Here is a 13,238-nt window from a genome sequence, read left to right as displayed (position 1 = left end):
CGCGGGGCGAGTTCGTCTGCGGACCGTCGTGGGCTGGTCGCGCAGTTCCCCGCGCCCCTTAATGGGCCCTCCGGGCCCACCCTGGATGGGCCCGAAGGGCCCTCCGAACGGCTCACTCCTCCAGTGGCAGAACCGCCAGCACCAACCAGCCGCCCTCCGGCGACGGGCCCGCCGTCAGCTCGCCGCCCAGGGCCGTGACGCGCTCGGTCAGGCCCGCGAGGCCGAAGCCGCCACCACCCGCCGAAGGCGGCAGCCGCGCCGCTCGGGAACCGTCGTCGGCGACGCGGACCTCCAGGCCGGACCCGACAACGCGGAGCCCGACACGCACCGCGCTCGCGTCCGCCGCGTGCTTGCGGACGTTCGTCAGGGCCTCGCGGACCACCCGGTACGCGGCGGCCGCGACCTCGCCGGGCAGGCGCTCCTCCAGGCCGGGCTCGACGTGGAGGAGCGCCGGCGGGCCCGCCAGCGAGAAGCGGTCGGCCAGTTCGCGGATCTGGGCGAGGCCCGCGACCGGCTCGGTCTCGGGGTCGCCCGCCCGCAGCACCCGCACGAGGCGCCGCATCGCGCTCAGCGCCTCGCCGCCCGCCTCCTCGATCCGGCCGAAGGTGTCGGCCGCCCGCTGTCCCTCCACCGAGGTGAAACGGGCCGCGCGGGCCTGGACGACGATGCCGGTGACATGGTGGGCGATCAGGTCGTGCAGCTCACGGGCGAGTTCGATCCGCTCGGCCTGGCGCACCGCCTGGAGATCGCGCACCCGCTGCCAGGACTGGACCCGCAGCAGCAGCGAGTACGCGCTGACCACCACCGTGAGCACCGCGAAGAGCAGGGTGAAGCGCCCGGGCGAGGCGTCCCGCACCGGCACCGCCGTACAGCCGAGCCCGAGCAGCGGGCCGAGGACGGCGGCGGTGCGCGAAGGCGCCCGCAGCAGCACGGCCGACAGGAGCACCAGCAGCGCCAGCGCCTCGCCCATCCCCCAGACGATCTCCGGCCGGTCGAGGAACATCAGCCCCGTCGTGGTCCAGGTGACGGCCGCCGCGACCCATGCCCGTACGACCAGGGCGACCCGCGGCCACGGCAGCGCGCACAGACAGACCACCAGGCCCGAGGCCCAGACGAGCGCGTGCGGCCGGGTGGGCTGGCGGGCCAGCGCCAGGCCCTCGAAGACCACCAGGCCGACGAGGACGGCGGCGAGCGCCACGCGGGCGGCCTCGGCCGCGTGCGGATGGGTGCCCAGCCAGGTGCGTACGGGGCTCACGCCGCGCCCGTGGCCAGTCCGCTCTCCCAGGCCCAGGCGGCGATCTCCACCCGGTTCCGGGCCCCGAGCTTGCCCTGCACATTGGCCAGATGGGTCTTCACGGTGGAGAGGGAGACGTACAGGTCGGAGGCGATCTCGGCGTTGGTGGCGCCGCGCGCCAGACAGCGCACCACATCGCGTTCGCGCTCGGTGAGGGGTTCGGCGGGGCGGCGCACGGAGCCGGCGGGCCGGGCGGTGGCGAGCTCCTTGAGGAGGCGGACCGTGATCGCCGGGGAGACCAGGGAGTCACCGGCCGCCGCCGCCCGGACCGCCTCTACCAGCATCTCGGGGCTGGCGTCCTTGAGCAGGAACCCCGAGGCGCCGCCGTGCAGGGCGGCGTGCACGTACTCGTCCAGGTCGAAGGTGGTGACGATGACGATGTGCGGGCGCTCGCGGCCCGACAGGCGCCGGGTCACCTCAAGGCCGTCGAGGCCGGGCATGCGGATGTCGAGGAGCAGGACGTCCGGGTCGAGCCGGTCGACGGCCGCGAGCGCCGCCGGGCCGTCCGGGACGTCGCCCAGGACCTCGATGTCGGACCTGCTCTCCAGGATCATGCGGAACCCGGTCCTGACCATCTCCTGGTCGTCCGCGATGACCACTGTGATCGGCATGTCCCTATATGAGCAGGTTCGGCCGGACGCCCGCAAATCCCGGGCGCCCGGCCAGAAGCGCGAACCGAGGGGTCACAGCGTCGCGGCCGCCTGCGCTATGTCGGCGGCGAAGGTCGAGACCTCGCTGTAGACGCCGGGGTAGCCGGGCTCCGCGCAGCCCTGGCCCCAGCTGACGATGCCGACCTGGATCCAGGCGTTGGCGTTGTCCTTGCGGAACATGGGTCCGCCGGAGTCGCCCTGGCAGGTGTCGACGCCGCCCTGCTGGAGGTACCCGGCGCAGATCTCGTCACCGGGGACGAGGTCGCTGCCGTACGCGGCCTGGCAGTCCGCGTCGGAGACGAACGGGACGGTCGCCTTGTACAGATAGCGCTGCTGGCCGCCGCCCTCGCTGCGGGCGCCCCAGCCGGCGATGGTGAAGGTGCCGTTGTTGAACTCGGTGGTGGTGGCGATCTTGAGGGTGGGCTGACTGACCGGCTTGGCGAGCTTGATCAGCGCCCAGTCCTTGCCCTTGCCGTTGTAGCCGGGCGCCTGGAGCACCTTGGTCGACTTCACCTTGACGGCGCTGCCGCTCTGGAGGTCGACGACGCCCGTGGTGGCCGTGATGGAGGTGTCGGCGCCGGAGCCGTCCACGCAGTGGGCCGCGGTCAGCACGATCTGCGAGCTGTAGAGGGCGCCGCCGCAGCCCATGGAGAGGCGGACCATGAACGGGAACTCGCCCTGGGCCGCCCGGGTTCCGCCGACGACGGGCATCGGGGAGGCGGTGGCGCCGGTGGCGGGCTGGAGCGTGACCGCCGCGAGGGTGACCGCCGCGACGGCGACGCATCTCCTGAGCGCGCGTACGAGGGTGTTCTTCAAGGGACTGCCTTTCGTGGGGGGTGGATGTCCGCACCCCGGCGCGCCCGGTCGCGTTCGCCACTCGATGCCGTGCATGTCATGGGCGTCATGGGTGACATGTCATGGGCGCGTCAAAGTGTGTACGCGGATTATCCGGAGCCCGCCGCACGCGCCACAAGGAGCACTTTCCGGTCAGGTGTGCGCCACGACCCGCCGGGCCTCGATCGCCGTACAGTGGAGGCCGGTTCACCGTCGTACGGGGGTGCCAGCGTGTCCCACGAGAGCGCGGCCGGGTCCAGCCCGGTCGTCCACGGGTATCCGCACCTCGACACCGTGCGGGCGGCGATCACCGCGCTGCACAAGCGGCTGTCGTACGACGGGCTCCAGGCGTACGCGACGAGCGTCCTGCCCGTGGACGTGGCCTTCGCCGACCACGACGACCTGCATCTGGGGGCCCAGCGGGTGGCCCGGGCGCTCGTCCAGCACCTGCGGCTGCCGGAGGCCCGGATGATCGTGGGCTTCCGCGAGATGCAGCACGCGGCGGCGGTCGAACTCGCGGCGGGGCCGGAGTACTTCATCGAGCTCAACGACCGCTTCCGGCGCCACCGGCGGGACATCGGGGCGGCGCTCGCGCACGAGATCACGCATGTGCTGCTGCACCGGCTCGACCTCTCGTTCCCGGGCACGCGCGACAACGAGATCCTCACCGACACCGCGACCACCTATCTGGGCGCGGGGTGGCTGCTGCTCGACGCGTTCCGGGAGGACGCGGTCTCCAGCCAGAAGCTCGGCTATCTCACGCCGGAGGAGTTCGGCTACGTCCTGGCCAAGCGCGCGGCCGTGTTCGGCGAGGACCCCTCGCCCTGGTTCACCAGCCCGCAGGCGTACCCCGCGTACACGGCGGGCCTGGCCCAGGCCCGGCGCGACCTCCAGCAGCCGCCGCTGGTGGCGGCGGGCTGGGCCGGACGGCGGCGGTACGCCAAGGACCGGAAGTACGCGGGCGAGAACGGCGGACTGCCGGCCGGGCCCTCGACGCCGTACTCGTTCGAAAGCGACCGCGGCGAGCTGCGGGTCTGCTTCGCGTGCCCGACGTGCCAACAGCGGATCCGGGTACCCGTGCGGGGGCGCGTACGGGCGCGGTGCGCGCTGTGCCGCACGGTCCTGGAGTGCGACACCTGACGATGATCACGGAGGGGCTTTCGAACGTAAGGTCGACATATGGACCTGTTCGAGGCGGTACTGGCCGGTGACGACGACGCGGTGATGCGGGCGCTGCGGTCGGGGACGACCGCGGAGCACACCGACGCCGAGGGCATGACCGCGCTCTATCTCGCCGCCGTCGAGAACCGGCCGGGCGCGGTCCGGCTGCTGCTCGCCGCGGGCGCCGACCCCGAGCGCGCGAGCGGCCCGGACGCGGCGGACCTGCCGCTGTGCGGGGCCGCGTGCGGCGGCCACACCGAAGTCGTACGGTCCCTGCTCGCGGCCGGGGCGCGCCCGGATCTGCGCGAGGGCTTCGGCTTCACGGCGATGACCTGGGCCGTACGCCTGGGCCACGCCGCCACGGCCGAGGCCCTGCTCGCGGCCGGCGCCGACCCGTCCCTGCCCGCCCCGACCGGCGAGCCGCCCCTGGTCCTGGCCGCCCGCCGCGGCTCCCTGCCCACCGTCCGCGCCCTGCTGCGCCACGGCGCGCCGGCCCGCCGCGAGGCCCTGACGGAGGCGCGCCTGTGGCTCACCCGCGACATCGCGGACGAACTGCGGCGGCAACTGGTCCGGACATACGGCGAGGAGATCGAGACCGTAGTACGCCGAGTGACGGACGAGGACGGCGTGACGGTAGTGGCGGAGGCCAGGCGCGACGGCGAGACATGGGCGACGGTGGACCAGCAGACGGCGCACGCGGAAATCGTGACGGCCCTGGAGGCATAAGGGGTACGGGCTGATCGCAACGGTCCCGGAGGCGTTGAGGGGCGCGGGGCTGTGACATTGTGCGGCTCCGCCGCAGTGGGGGTCCCCCCTGTTCGAGCGGAGTCGAGAGCTTGGGGGAGCGACCAGCCCCCCCACCGGCCCGCAGCCAAACAACAACACCCCCCGGGCCGGGAGGCCGAATCTCACCGGCTGGACGGCCGAAAACCGCCCCCTGTTAACCACCGAGTCACACACCACCCCCGTAATGAAGGAGTTGTCTGTACAACAGTTGGCTGTACAACTCCGTACGGCCTCGCCCCTCATGGAGCCCACGTGACGACCGCCCCTCGCATCCGCCGCAATACCGGTATCGCCCTCGCGCTCACCGCATCCGCGTTCGCCCTCGCCGCGTGCGGCGCCAAGAGCGACGCCAAGAACGTCGACTCGGGCGGGAAGGGCGGTCAGAACATCGCCACCGCCGCTTCCGCCAAGGACGCGGGCGGCATGGACGCGCTCGTCGCCGCGGCCAAGAAGGAGGGCACGCTCAACGCGATCGCCATCCCCCGCGACTGGGCCAACTACGGCGCGATCATCGACGGGTTCAGCAAGAAGTACGGCATCAAGGTCGCCGTCGACAATCCGGACGGAACCAGCCAGGACGAGATCAACGCGGTCAAGACCCGCAAGGGCCAAGGCCGTGCCCCGGACGTCCTCGACCTCGGCGCCTCGTTCGCCCAGGCCGCGGCCCAGCAGGGGCTGACCGCCCCGTACCGGGTGGAGGCGTACGACAAGATCGCGCAGGGCCAGAAGGACGCGCAGGCGCGCTGGTTCAACGACTACGGCGGCTATGTCTCCATCGGCTGCGACGCCAAGCGCGTCAAGGAGTGCCCGCAGACCTTCGCCGATCTGCTCAAGCCGCAGTACAAGGGCCAGGTGGCGCTGAACGGCAACCCCACCAAGTCGGGTTCGGCGTTCGCCGGTGTGTACGCCGCCTCGCTCGCCAACGGCGGTTCGTTCGACGACATCCAGCCCGGCCTCGACTTCTTCGGCAAGCTGAAGAAGAGCGGGAACTACAACCCCGTCGAGTCCACCCCGGCCACTGTCGAGAAGGGCGAGACCCCGATCAGCATCGACTGGGACTACCTCAACGCCGGTTACGGCGAGGAGTTCAAGACCAAGGGGCTCGACTGGAAGGTCGCCGTGCCCACCGACGGCGTCTACGCCCAGTACTACTCCCAGGCCGTCAACAAGGACGCCCCGCACCCGGCGGCAGCCCGGCTGTGGCAGGAGTACCTGTACTCCGCCGAGGGCCAGAACCTGTGGCTGAAGGGGCACGCCCGCCCGGTGCTCATGAGCGTCATGGAGCAGGACGGCACGCTCGACAAGGACGCGGCGGCGACGCTCCCGAAGGTCGCGGGCACCCCGAAGTTCCCCAGCGAGCAGCAGACCGCCCGGGCGAAGACGGTCCTCGCCCAGGGCTGGGCCAAGGCGATTTCGGGCTGAACCGGTGACGATCGAGACCACCACCCCGGCCGGGGCCACCGCCCCGGCCCGGGCCACCGCAACCGCCCCGGCGGACCAGGCGGTTCCCAACCGCCGCCGTCCCGGGCCCTGGCTCGCCGCCGTCCCGCTGCTCCTCTTCGTCGCGCTCGCCTTCGGCCTCCCGGCGCTCGCGATGCTCAACGGGGCGCTGACGGTGAACGGTTCGTACGGCCTGGCCAACCTGGACGCGTCCGTGCACGGCGCCTACCGCACCGCGCTGCTCGGCAGCCTGAAGCTCGCGGGCACCACCGCCGCGATCGGCTCGGTGCTCGGGCTGCTGCTCGCGCAGGCCGTCGTCACCTCGCGCGGCCGGGTGCTGCGCGAGAGCGTGCTCACCGCGTCCGGCGTCCTCGCCAACTTCGGCGGTGTGCCGCTCGCGTTCGCCTTCGTCGCCACCCTCGGCAACGCCGGTGTGCTCACCACCCGCCTCGGGCTCGATCACCACGGCTGGAGCCTCTACAGCTTCTGGGGCCTGGCGATCACCTATCTCTACTTCCTGGTGCCGCTGATGGTGCTCACCGTGGCGCCCGCGCTCGACGGGCTGCGCCCGCAGTGGCGCGAGGCGGCCCTCAACTCCGGCGCGAGCGCCTGGCAGTACTGGCGGCACATCGGCATCCCGGTGCTGCTGCCGACCCTGCTCGGCGGGTTCGTGCTGCTCTTCGGCAGCGCCTTCGCCGCGTACGCCACGGCCGCCGCGATGGTCGGCAGCTCGGTGCCGCTGGTGACGCTCCAGATCGCGGACGCGCTCTCCGGCAACGTCCTGCTCGGCCAGGAGAACGTGGCCCTCGCGCTCAGCCTCGACATGGTCCTGGTCGCGGCCCTCGTCATGGCCGTCCACCTGCCCCTCCAGCGAAGGAGCGCCCGATGGCTCGCCTGACGCAGCCGCTGCGCCCGTGGCGCGGCGCGGTCCTCGGCGTGGCCGGGGTGTACTTCCTGGTCCCGCTGCTGGCCGCCGCGGTCTTCACCGTCGATGTGCCCAACCAGGGCTTCACCCTCTCCTCGTACACCCAGATCTTCGCCGCCGACGGCTTCACCACGGCGCTGCTGCTCTCCCTCGGCCTCGCGCTGACCACGGTCGCGCTCGCGCTGCTGCTCACGGTCCCGGCCGCGCTCGCGGTGCGCCTTTCGGGGTCGGGGCGGCTGCGGGTGGTCCTGGAGACGGTGTGCACGCTGCCGCTGGTGGTGCCGCCGGTGGCGCTGGTGGCCGGGATCGGGACGGTCCTGAAGTGGGGCCCGGACCATCTGTCCACCACCCCGCTGTACGCGACGTTCGTCGCCGTCCAGAACCCCGACTTCCCCGTCGTGCTGATCCTGGCGTACGTGGTGATGGCCCTGCCGTTCGTCTATCGCTCGCTGGACGCGGGGCTGCGCGCCCTGGACGTCCGTACGCTCGTCGAGGCCGCCCGGGATCTGGGCGCGTCCTGGCCGCGCGCGATCTTCTCGGTGGTGCTGCCCAATCTGCGGACCGCCCTGCTCAACGCGTCGTTCCTGGCGCTCGCGCTGGTGCTCGGCGAGTTCACCGTGGCGCAGCTGCTCGGGTTCCAGCCGTTCGCGGTGTGGATCGTGCAGGCGTCCGGCTCCAACGCCCAGCTGTCCGTGGCCGTCTCGCTGCTCAGCCTGGTGCTGACCTGGGTGCTGCTGCTCGTCCTGACGGCGCTCGCCCGCACCCGTACCCGCTCTCGTACCCTCGTCCGCAAGAACAAGAAGGAGGCCGGCGCGTGACCCTCACCGATGCCGCTCCACGCACCGGAACCGCCCTGACGATCCGGGGGCTGCGCCGCACGTTCGGCTCCGCCGTCGCGCTCGACGGGCTCGACCTCGATGTCGCGCCCGGTGAACTCCTCGCCCTGCTCGGCCCGTCGGGCTGCGGCAAGACCACGGCTCTGCGGGTCCTCGCGGGCTTCGAGCGGCCGGACGCCGGGCAGGTGCTGCTCGACGGCGAGGACATCGTGCCGGTGCCCGCCAACCGGCGCGACACCGGCATGGTCTTCCAGTCCTACAGCCTCTTCCCGCATCTGACGGTGGCCGAGAACGTCGCCTTCGGGATGCGGATGCGCAAGGTCCCGGCGGCCGAACGCCGTTCGCGCGCGGCCGAGTTGCTGGAGCTCGTGGGCCTGCCCGAGCACGGCGGCCGCTTCGCCCACCAGCTCTCGGGCGGCCAGCAGCAGCGGGTCGCGCTGGCCCGCGCGCTGGCGCTGCGGCCCCGGCTGCTGCTGCTCGACGAGCCGCTGTCGGCGCTCGACGCCAAGGTGCGCGTCAGCCTGCGCGAGGAGATCCGCCGGCTCCAGCTGGAGCTCGGCATCACCACGGTCTTCGTCACGCACGACCAGGAGGAGGCGCTGTCGATGGCCGACCGGGTCGCGGTGATGCGCGGCGGACGGCTGGAGCAGTGCGCGAGTCCGGCCGAGTTGTACGACCGTCCGGCCACCCCGTTCGTCGCGTCCTTCATCGGCACCATGAACCGGATCCCGGGCCGCCCGGCGGCGGACGGGCGGGCCGAGGTCCTGGGCGTCACGCTTCCCGTGGACGGACCGGTCGCCGGGGCCACCGCGTTCCTGCTGCGGCCCGAGGCGCTGGACGTCACGGAAGACGGCCCGGACCAGGTGACCGGCAGCGCCTTCCACGGGGCGAGCACCCGGCTGCACATCAGGCTGGCGGACGGGACGCGGGTCAAGGCCGACCTTCCGTCGCACGCGGCGGGCGCGTTCGGCGCGGGCGCCGCCGTGACGGTGCGGCCGCAGCGGCGTCCGGTGCTGGCGGCGGGTGAGGACGCGTGAGCGGGCTGCGGGCCGTCCTGTTCGACATGGACGGCACCCTGGTGGACACCGAGGCGGCCTGGGTCGAGGTCGTCGAGCAGGTCGCGGCCCGGCACGGCTATGTGCTGGCGGGCGCGGGGCGGCGGGCGGTGTACGGGCGGTCCGTCGAGGACACGGCCGCGATGCTGAGCGAGCCGCTGAACGAGCGACAGGCGGTGCTGGCGGCCGAGTTGGGCGAGGGGTTCGAGGCGCGGCTCGCGGGCGGGGCCGAGCCCCGGCCGGGGGCGGTCCGGCTGCTGTCCGTGCTGCGCGAGCACCGGGTGCCGACCGCGCTGGTGTCCGCCTCGCCGCGCGCGGTGGTCGACAAGGTGGCGGCCTCGCTGGCCGGACACCGCTTCGACGCGGTGTACGGCGCGGAGGACACCGTACGGACCAAGCCCGCGCCCGACCCGTATCTCGCGGCCGCCGCGGCCCTCGGCGCGGAGCCCTCGCGGTGCGTCGCCGTCGAGGACACGGTCACCGGTGTGACGTCGGCGGAGGCGGCGGGATGCGCGGTGCTCGCGGTGCCGTCCATGGAACCCATCGCGCCCGCGGCCGGCCGAACGGTGCTGGCTAGTCTGGAGGAAGCGGATCTCGCGTTGCTCCGCTCGCTGATCCGCACCGGCTGACACATCCAGGGGGAGAACGTGGCAGGCAAGGCGCCGCTGTACCGGAAGGTGGCCGGCGATCTGCGGGCCGCCATCACCGCCGGCGAGTACGGATCGGGGGCGCGGCTGCCCGCCGAGGACGAACTCGCGCGCACCTACGGGGTGTCCAGGGGGACCATCCGCCAGGCGCTCGGCGCGCTGCGGGCCGACGGCCTGGTGACCTCACGGCGCGGTGCGCGGCGGGTGGTGCTCGGCGGGACCGGCGGGGCGCGGCTGCAGAGCTTCGAGGAGCTGCGGTCCTTCGCCCGCTGGGCCCGCTCGCTGGGCGAGGTGCCGGGCGGCCGGACGGTCTCGGTGGACCCGGGCGAGGCGAGCGAGGAGGAGGCGTACCAGCTGCGACTGCCGCTGGGAGAGCGGGTGTTCCGGGTGCTGCGGGTGCGTACCCTGTCCGGCGCGCCGGTGATGGTGGAGCGCACCACGTACCCGGAGCGAGTGGGCGAGCTGGTCCTGGCGATGGATCCGCGACTCGCCTCGCACGCCGATGAGTTGGAGGCGCACGGGGTGCTGTTCGTGGACGCCCACCATACGATCGACGTAGTCCCGGCGGACGCGGCCGACGCGGAGTTGCTGGGCTGCCCGGCCGGTGAGGCGCTGCTCCGTGAACGCCGCCGCTCCACCGACCCGGCCGGGCTGCCGCTCGAATGGTCCCAGGACCGCTATCTCCCGGGCACGGTGGCGTTCACGGTGCGCAACTCGACCGGGTCACGCGCGATGGGCAGGAGCCTGGGCGGCTCCTGACCATCGGCGTTTTTCGGCCGGAACGATCTGGCGGGGAGCTTCAGCAGCCGAAGTCGATCAGGTCGAAGGTCGCGTAGTGGTCCGAGGTGTAGTAGTCCTCGTTGTCCTGCTCACCGGTGACGACGCGGCGGGCGCCGCGCGTCGGGGAGCCCGGCGTCGTGACCGTGTACTCGTGGTAGTAGCCGCTCGACTCCGCCGGCAGGACGTGCTCGCGGTTGGTGAAGACCACGCCGTCCTGCGAGTACGGGAACGGGCCGCCCTGCTGGATCAGGTCGAGCGTGTCGTGCGCCTGCGAGGGCAGGGCTCCGTAGCAGATGCTGCCGGTGGACTGGGTGGACGCGGTGGCCGTCAGCGCGGACGGGCCGACCAGCAGGGTCGCGGCGAGGGCGGCGACGCCGCCGAGCGTGACAAAGCGCTTCGTGATGCGTGTGGGGGTGGTCATGCGCCACATGATGACGCGCGTAGAGCGGGGGTCGTCAACGATAAAACCATTGAATTTCCTACGAGTTAACCTGCGACACCCTGGCGTAACGGAGGCGCCCACCGCTATTTGTGACAAGGGGGATAATTTAGCCATTCTTTCGTTTCAGCAAACTAAGGAGTTGCTACTCTCCCCCGCATGGACGACAGCAACGGCACTGACCGCGCCAAGGCGGTCGAAGACCTTCTGAGCGTGGCGCGCGAACACAGCGGCGTCACGGTGATGTTCCACACCGCCGTCGCCGGGAAGCAAGGCCTCGGCGCCTCGGAGAGCAAGACGCTCGATCTGCTCGAACGGTTCGGCCCGCTCACCGCCAAGGACCTCTGCCAGCACACCGGCCTCGCCCCCGCCTCCGTCACCGGCCTCGTGGACCGCCTGGAGACCAAGGGCTTCGTACGCCGCGCCAAGCATCCCACCGACAAGCGCCGGGTACTCATCGAGATCCGCCGGGAGAACGTGGCCGGTCTGAAACGGTTCTTCGTGGACTGGTCGAGCGAAATGGCCTCGTTCTGCGACGAGTTCACGACCGACGAGCTGCAGACGGTCGTACGGTTCCTGGCCGGTACGAGCACCCTGCAACGGGAGGCCGCGACCCGGCTGACGTCGTAACCCCCGCCCCCTTCCGCTGTTCCCGCCGCACACGGTCCCCGACCGGCCGTCCCCGGTCACCCCGCCCCGTACACCGCCCCCGGCGCCTGTGCCCGCGCCAGCAGGTCGCGCGCTGTGTCGCCCGCCTCCGCCGGGGTTCTGCGGTCGCCCTTGTCCGCCGTCGGGCCCGGACGCCACCCTTCCATCACGGTGATCCGGCCCGCCTCGGCCTCGAAGACGCGGCCCGTGACGCCGTCGCTCGCGGCCGACCCGAGCCAGACCACCAGCGGCGCCACGTCCTCGGGCGCGGCCGCCAGATCGGCGAAGGCACGTTCCGTCATACGGGTGCGTGCCGCCGGGGCGACCGCGTTGACCTGGACGCCGTACCGGGCGAGTTCGGCCGCCGCGACCAGCGTCAGACCGACGATCCCGGCCTTGGCGGCCGCGTAGTTGCCCTGCCCCACGCTGCCCAACAGCCCGGCGCCGGAGGTGGTGTTGACGATCCGGGCCACCGGCCGGCGCCCCGCCTTGGACTCGGTCCGCCAGTACGCGGCCGCCTCCCGCAGCGGCAGGAAGTGGCCCTTGAGGTGGACCCGCAGCACCGCGTCCCAGTCGTCCTCGTCGAGGTTCACCAGCATCCGGTCCCGCAGGAAGCCCGCGTTGTTGACGAGCGTGTCGAGGCGGCCGAAGGTGTCGAGCGCCGCCTCGACCAGCGAGGCCGCGCCCTTCGCCGTCGCGATGTCCCCGCCGTGCGCGACCGCCTCGCCGCCCGCCGCCCGGATCTCCTCGACCACGTTCCGGGCGGGGCTGCCGGAGCCCGGCGTGCCGTCGAGGCCGACCCCGAGGTCGTTGACGACGACCTTCGCCCCCTCGGCCGCGAACGCCAGGGCGTGGGCCCGGCCGAGCCCCCGCCCCGCGCCCGTCACCACGACGACCCGCCCCGCACACATGTCCGCAGCCATCTCAACTCCCTTTGGTTTCCGCCGTGTTGACTGTCGCCGCGCCCAGGAACGCCGGGCGCTCTCCCCCGCCGTGGACCAGGAGGGAGGCGCCGGTGATGTACGAGGCCGCTCCGGACGCGAGGAAGACGACCGCCGCGCCCACGTCGGACGGCTCGGCCAGTCGCCCCAGCGGCACCGTGCGCTCGACTGCCGCGACCCCCCGCGCGTCCCCGTAGTGGAGATGGGCGAGCTCGGTGCGGACCATGCCCAGGACCAGGGTGTTGACCCGCACTTCGGGTGCCCACTCGACCGCCATCGAGCGGGCCAGGCTCTCCACCCCGGCCTTGGCGGCGCCGTACGCGGCGGTCCCGGGCGAGGGGCGCGTACCGCTGACGCTGCCGATCATGACGACCGAGCCGCCGGAGCCGCGCAGATACGGGTACGCGGCGAGGGAGGCGGTGAGCGGCGCGATGAGGTTGAGCGCGATCACGCGCGCGTGGCGCTCGGCGTCGAGCGCGCCTGTGCGTATCTCCGTGTTCCCGGCTTCGCCTTCGCCGAGCAGCCGGTAGGGCGTGCCGCCCGCGTTGTTGACGAGGAGGTCGAGGCGCCCGTACGCCGTCGCGACCGCGTCGAAGAACTCCCGTACGGCCTGGGGTTCGCGCAGGTCGACCGGGCGGAACTCGGCCTCGCGGCCCGCCGCCCGGACCGGGCTTCGGGGTGGGCGGCGGGCGCAGACGACGACGTCGGCGCCGGCCGCGAGGAGCGCCCGTGCGATGCCCGCGCCGACGCCCCGGGTGCCCCCGGTGACGACCGCCGCCTTCCCGGCCAGCTCCATCCGCTG

Annotated in this window: 15 protein-coding genes; 9 read left to right on the top strand and 6 right to left on the bottom strand. The window is 72.9% G+C overall.

The window, feature by feature from the left end; genetic code table 11:
• Window positions 1-112: 112 nt before the first annotated feature.
• From ACGFRG_RS10890 to ACGFRG_RS10880, 3 genes are all read right to left on the bottom strand, one after another.
• Complete coding sequence (locus ACGFRG_RS10890; protein ID WP_393263152.1) at window positions 113-1,255, bottom strand: sensor histidine kinase; 1,143 nt, start codon at window positions 1,253-1,255, stop codon at window positions 113-115.
• Complete coding sequence (locus ACGFRG_RS10885) at window positions 1,252-1,905, bottom strand: response regulator transcription factor (RefSeq protein ID WP_361430139.1); 654 nt, start codon at window positions 1,903-1,905, stop codon at window positions 1,252-1,254. The genes ACGFRG_RS10890 and ACGFRG_RS10885 overlap by 4 nt, the downstream gene beginning before the upstream one ends.
• Window positions 1,906-1,977: 72 nt before the next feature.
• The gene (locus ACGFRG_RS10880) at window positions 1,978-2,760 is read right to left on the bottom strand and encodes a S1 family peptidase (protein WP_393263150.1); all 783 of its coding nucleotides are present in this window, start codon (window positions 2,758-2,760) and stop codon (window positions 1,978-1,980) included.
• Between the two features lie 249 nt (window positions 2,761-3,009).
• Here ACGFRG_RS10880 and ACGFRG_RS10875 point away from each other — a divergent pair, with 249 nt between their 5' ends.
• The 8 genes from ACGFRG_RS10875 to ACGFRG_RS10840 all read left to right on the top strand — a co-directional run bounded on the left by ACGFRG_RS10875 (window position 3,010) and on the right by ACGFRG_RS10840 (window position 10,387).
• Window positions 3,010-3,918, top strand: coding sequence for a hypothetical protein (locus ACGFRG_RS10875; protein ID WP_361430136.1), 909 nt, complete (start codon window positions 3,010-3,012; stop codon window positions 3,916-3,918).
• 39 nt (window positions 3,919-3,957) lie between these two features.
• The gene (locus ACGFRG_RS10870) at window positions 3,958-4,665 is read left to right on the top strand and encodes an ankyrin repeat domain-containing protein (protein ID WP_361430134.1); all 708 of its coding nucleotides are present in this window, start codon (window positions 3,958-3,960) and stop codon (window positions 4,663-4,665) included.
• A 312-nt stretch (window positions 4,666-4,977) separates the two neighbouring features.
• Window positions 4,978-6,147: an ABC transporter substrate-binding protein gene (locus ACGFRG_RS10865; RefSeq protein ID WP_393263147.1), complete on the top strand. Its 1,170-nt coding sequence runs from the start codon at window positions 4,978-4,980 to the stop codon at window positions 6,145-6,147.
• Window positions 6,148-6,151: 4 nt separating this feature from the next.
• Complete coding sequence (locus ACGFRG_RS10860; protein ID WP_361430131.1) at window positions 6,152-7,063, top strand: ABC transporter permease subunit; 912 nt, start codon at window positions 6,152-6,154, stop codon at window positions 7,061-7,063.
• A complete protein-coding gene (locus tag ACGFRG_RS10855) occupies window positions 7,051-7,908 on the top strand; it encodes an ABC transporter permease (protein WP_393263145.1) in 858 nt (285 codons plus the stop codon). Before ACGFRG_RS10860 ends, ACGFRG_RS10855 begins: the two co-directional genes overlap by 13 nt.
• Complete coding sequence (locus tag ACGFRG_RS10850; RefSeq protein ID WP_361430128.1) at window positions 7,905-8,963, top strand: ABC transporter ATP-binding protein; 1,059 nt, start codon at window positions 7,905-7,907, stop codon at window positions 8,961-8,963. The genes ACGFRG_RS10855 and ACGFRG_RS10850 overlap by 4 nt, the downstream gene beginning before the upstream one ends.
• Complete coding sequence (locus ACGFRG_RS10845; protein WP_393263143.1) at window positions 8,960-9,610, top strand: HAD family hydrolase; 651 nt, start codon at window positions 8,960-8,962, stop codon at window positions 9,608-9,610. The genes ACGFRG_RS10850 and ACGFRG_RS10845 overlap by 4 nt, the downstream gene beginning before the upstream one ends.
• An 18-nt stretch (window positions 9,611-9,628) precedes the next feature.
• Window positions 9,629-10,387, top strand: coding sequence for a GntR family transcriptional regulator (locus ACGFRG_RS10840; RefSeq protein ID WP_361430125.1), 759 nt, complete (start codon window positions 9,629-9,631; stop codon window positions 10,385-10,387).
• A 40-nt stretch (window positions 10,388-10,427) separates the two neighbouring features.
• Here ACGFRG_RS10840 and ACGFRG_RS10835 read toward each other — a convergent pair whose 3' ends face one another.
• Window positions 10,428-10,829 carry a ribonuclease domain-containing protein gene (locus tag ACGFRG_RS10835; RefSeq protein ID WP_361430123.1) on the bottom strand — a complete coding sequence of 134 codons (402 nt, stop codon included), beginning with the start codon at window positions 10,827-10,829 and terminating at the stop codon, window positions 10,428-10,430.
• 177 nt (window positions 10,830-11,006) lie between these two features.
• Here ACGFRG_RS10835 and ACGFRG_RS10830 point away from each other — a divergent pair, with 177 nt between their 5' ends.
• Window positions 11,007-11,477 carry a MarR family transcriptional regulator gene (locus tag ACGFRG_RS10830; RefSeq protein WP_361430121.1) on the top strand — a complete coding sequence of 157 codons (471 nt, stop codon included), beginning with the start codon at window positions 11,007-11,009 and terminating at the stop codon, window positions 11,475-11,477.
• Window positions 11,478-11,533: 56 nt separating this feature from the next.
• Here ACGFRG_RS10830 and ACGFRG_RS10825 read toward each other — a convergent pair whose 3' ends face one another.
• Complete coding sequence (locus ACGFRG_RS10825; RefSeq protein WP_393263140.1) at window positions 11,534-12,418, bottom strand: SDR family oxidoreductase; 885 nt, start codon at window positions 12,416-12,418, stop codon at window positions 11,534-11,536.
• A 1-nt stretch (window position 12,419) separates the two neighbouring features.
• Window positions 12,420-13,232 (bottom strand): SDR family oxidoreductase, encoded by an 813-nt coding sequence (locus ACGFRG_RS10820; RefSeq protein ID WP_393263138.1) that lies wholly within the window; start codon window positions 13,230-13,232, stop codon window positions 12,420-12,422.
• Window positions 13,233-13,238 lie beyond the last annotated feature (6 nt).

It is taken from the genome of Streptomyces sp. NPDC048696, from assembly GCF_043198895.1.
Classification (GTDB): domain Bacteria; phylum Actinomycetota; class Actinomycetes; order Streptomycetales; family Streptomycetaceae; genus Streptomyces.
The sequence above is the reverse complement of the archived record's forward strand: the minus strand, read 5'-3'. Positions and strand labels throughout refer to the sequence as shown.

Bases quoted from the DNA above. Each gene is read 5' to 3' on its own strand.
- ACGFRG_RS10885 (WP_361430139.1), bottom strand. From the start codon at position 1,905: ATGCCGATCACAGTGGTCATCGCGGACGACCAGGAGATGGTCAGGACC.
- ACGFRG_RS10870 (WP_361430134.1), top strand. From the start codon at position 3,958: ATGGACCTGTTCGAGGCGGTACTGGCCGGTGACGACGACGCGGTGATG.
- ACGFRG_RS10855 (WP_393263145.1), top strand. From the start codon at position 7,051: ATGGCTCGCCTGACGCAGCCGCTGCGCCCGTGGCGCGGCGCGGTCCTC.
- ACGFRG_RS10835 (WP_361430123.1), bottom strand. From the start codon at position 10,829: ATGACCACCCCCACACGCATCACGAAGCGCTTTGTCACGCTCGGCGGC.
- ACGFRG_RS10830 (WP_361430121.1), top strand. From the start codon at position 11,007: ATGGACGACAGCAACGGCACTGACCGCGCCAAGGCGGTCGAAGACCTT.
- ACGFRG_RS10825 (WP_393263140.1), bottom strand. From the start codon at position 12,418: ATGGCTGCGGACATGTGTGCGGGGCGGGTCGTCGTGGTGACGGGCGCG.
- ACGFRG_RS10820 (WP_393263138.1), bottom strand. From the start codon at position 13,232: ATGGAGCTGGCCGGGAAGGCGGCGGTCGTCACCGGGGGCACCCGGGGC.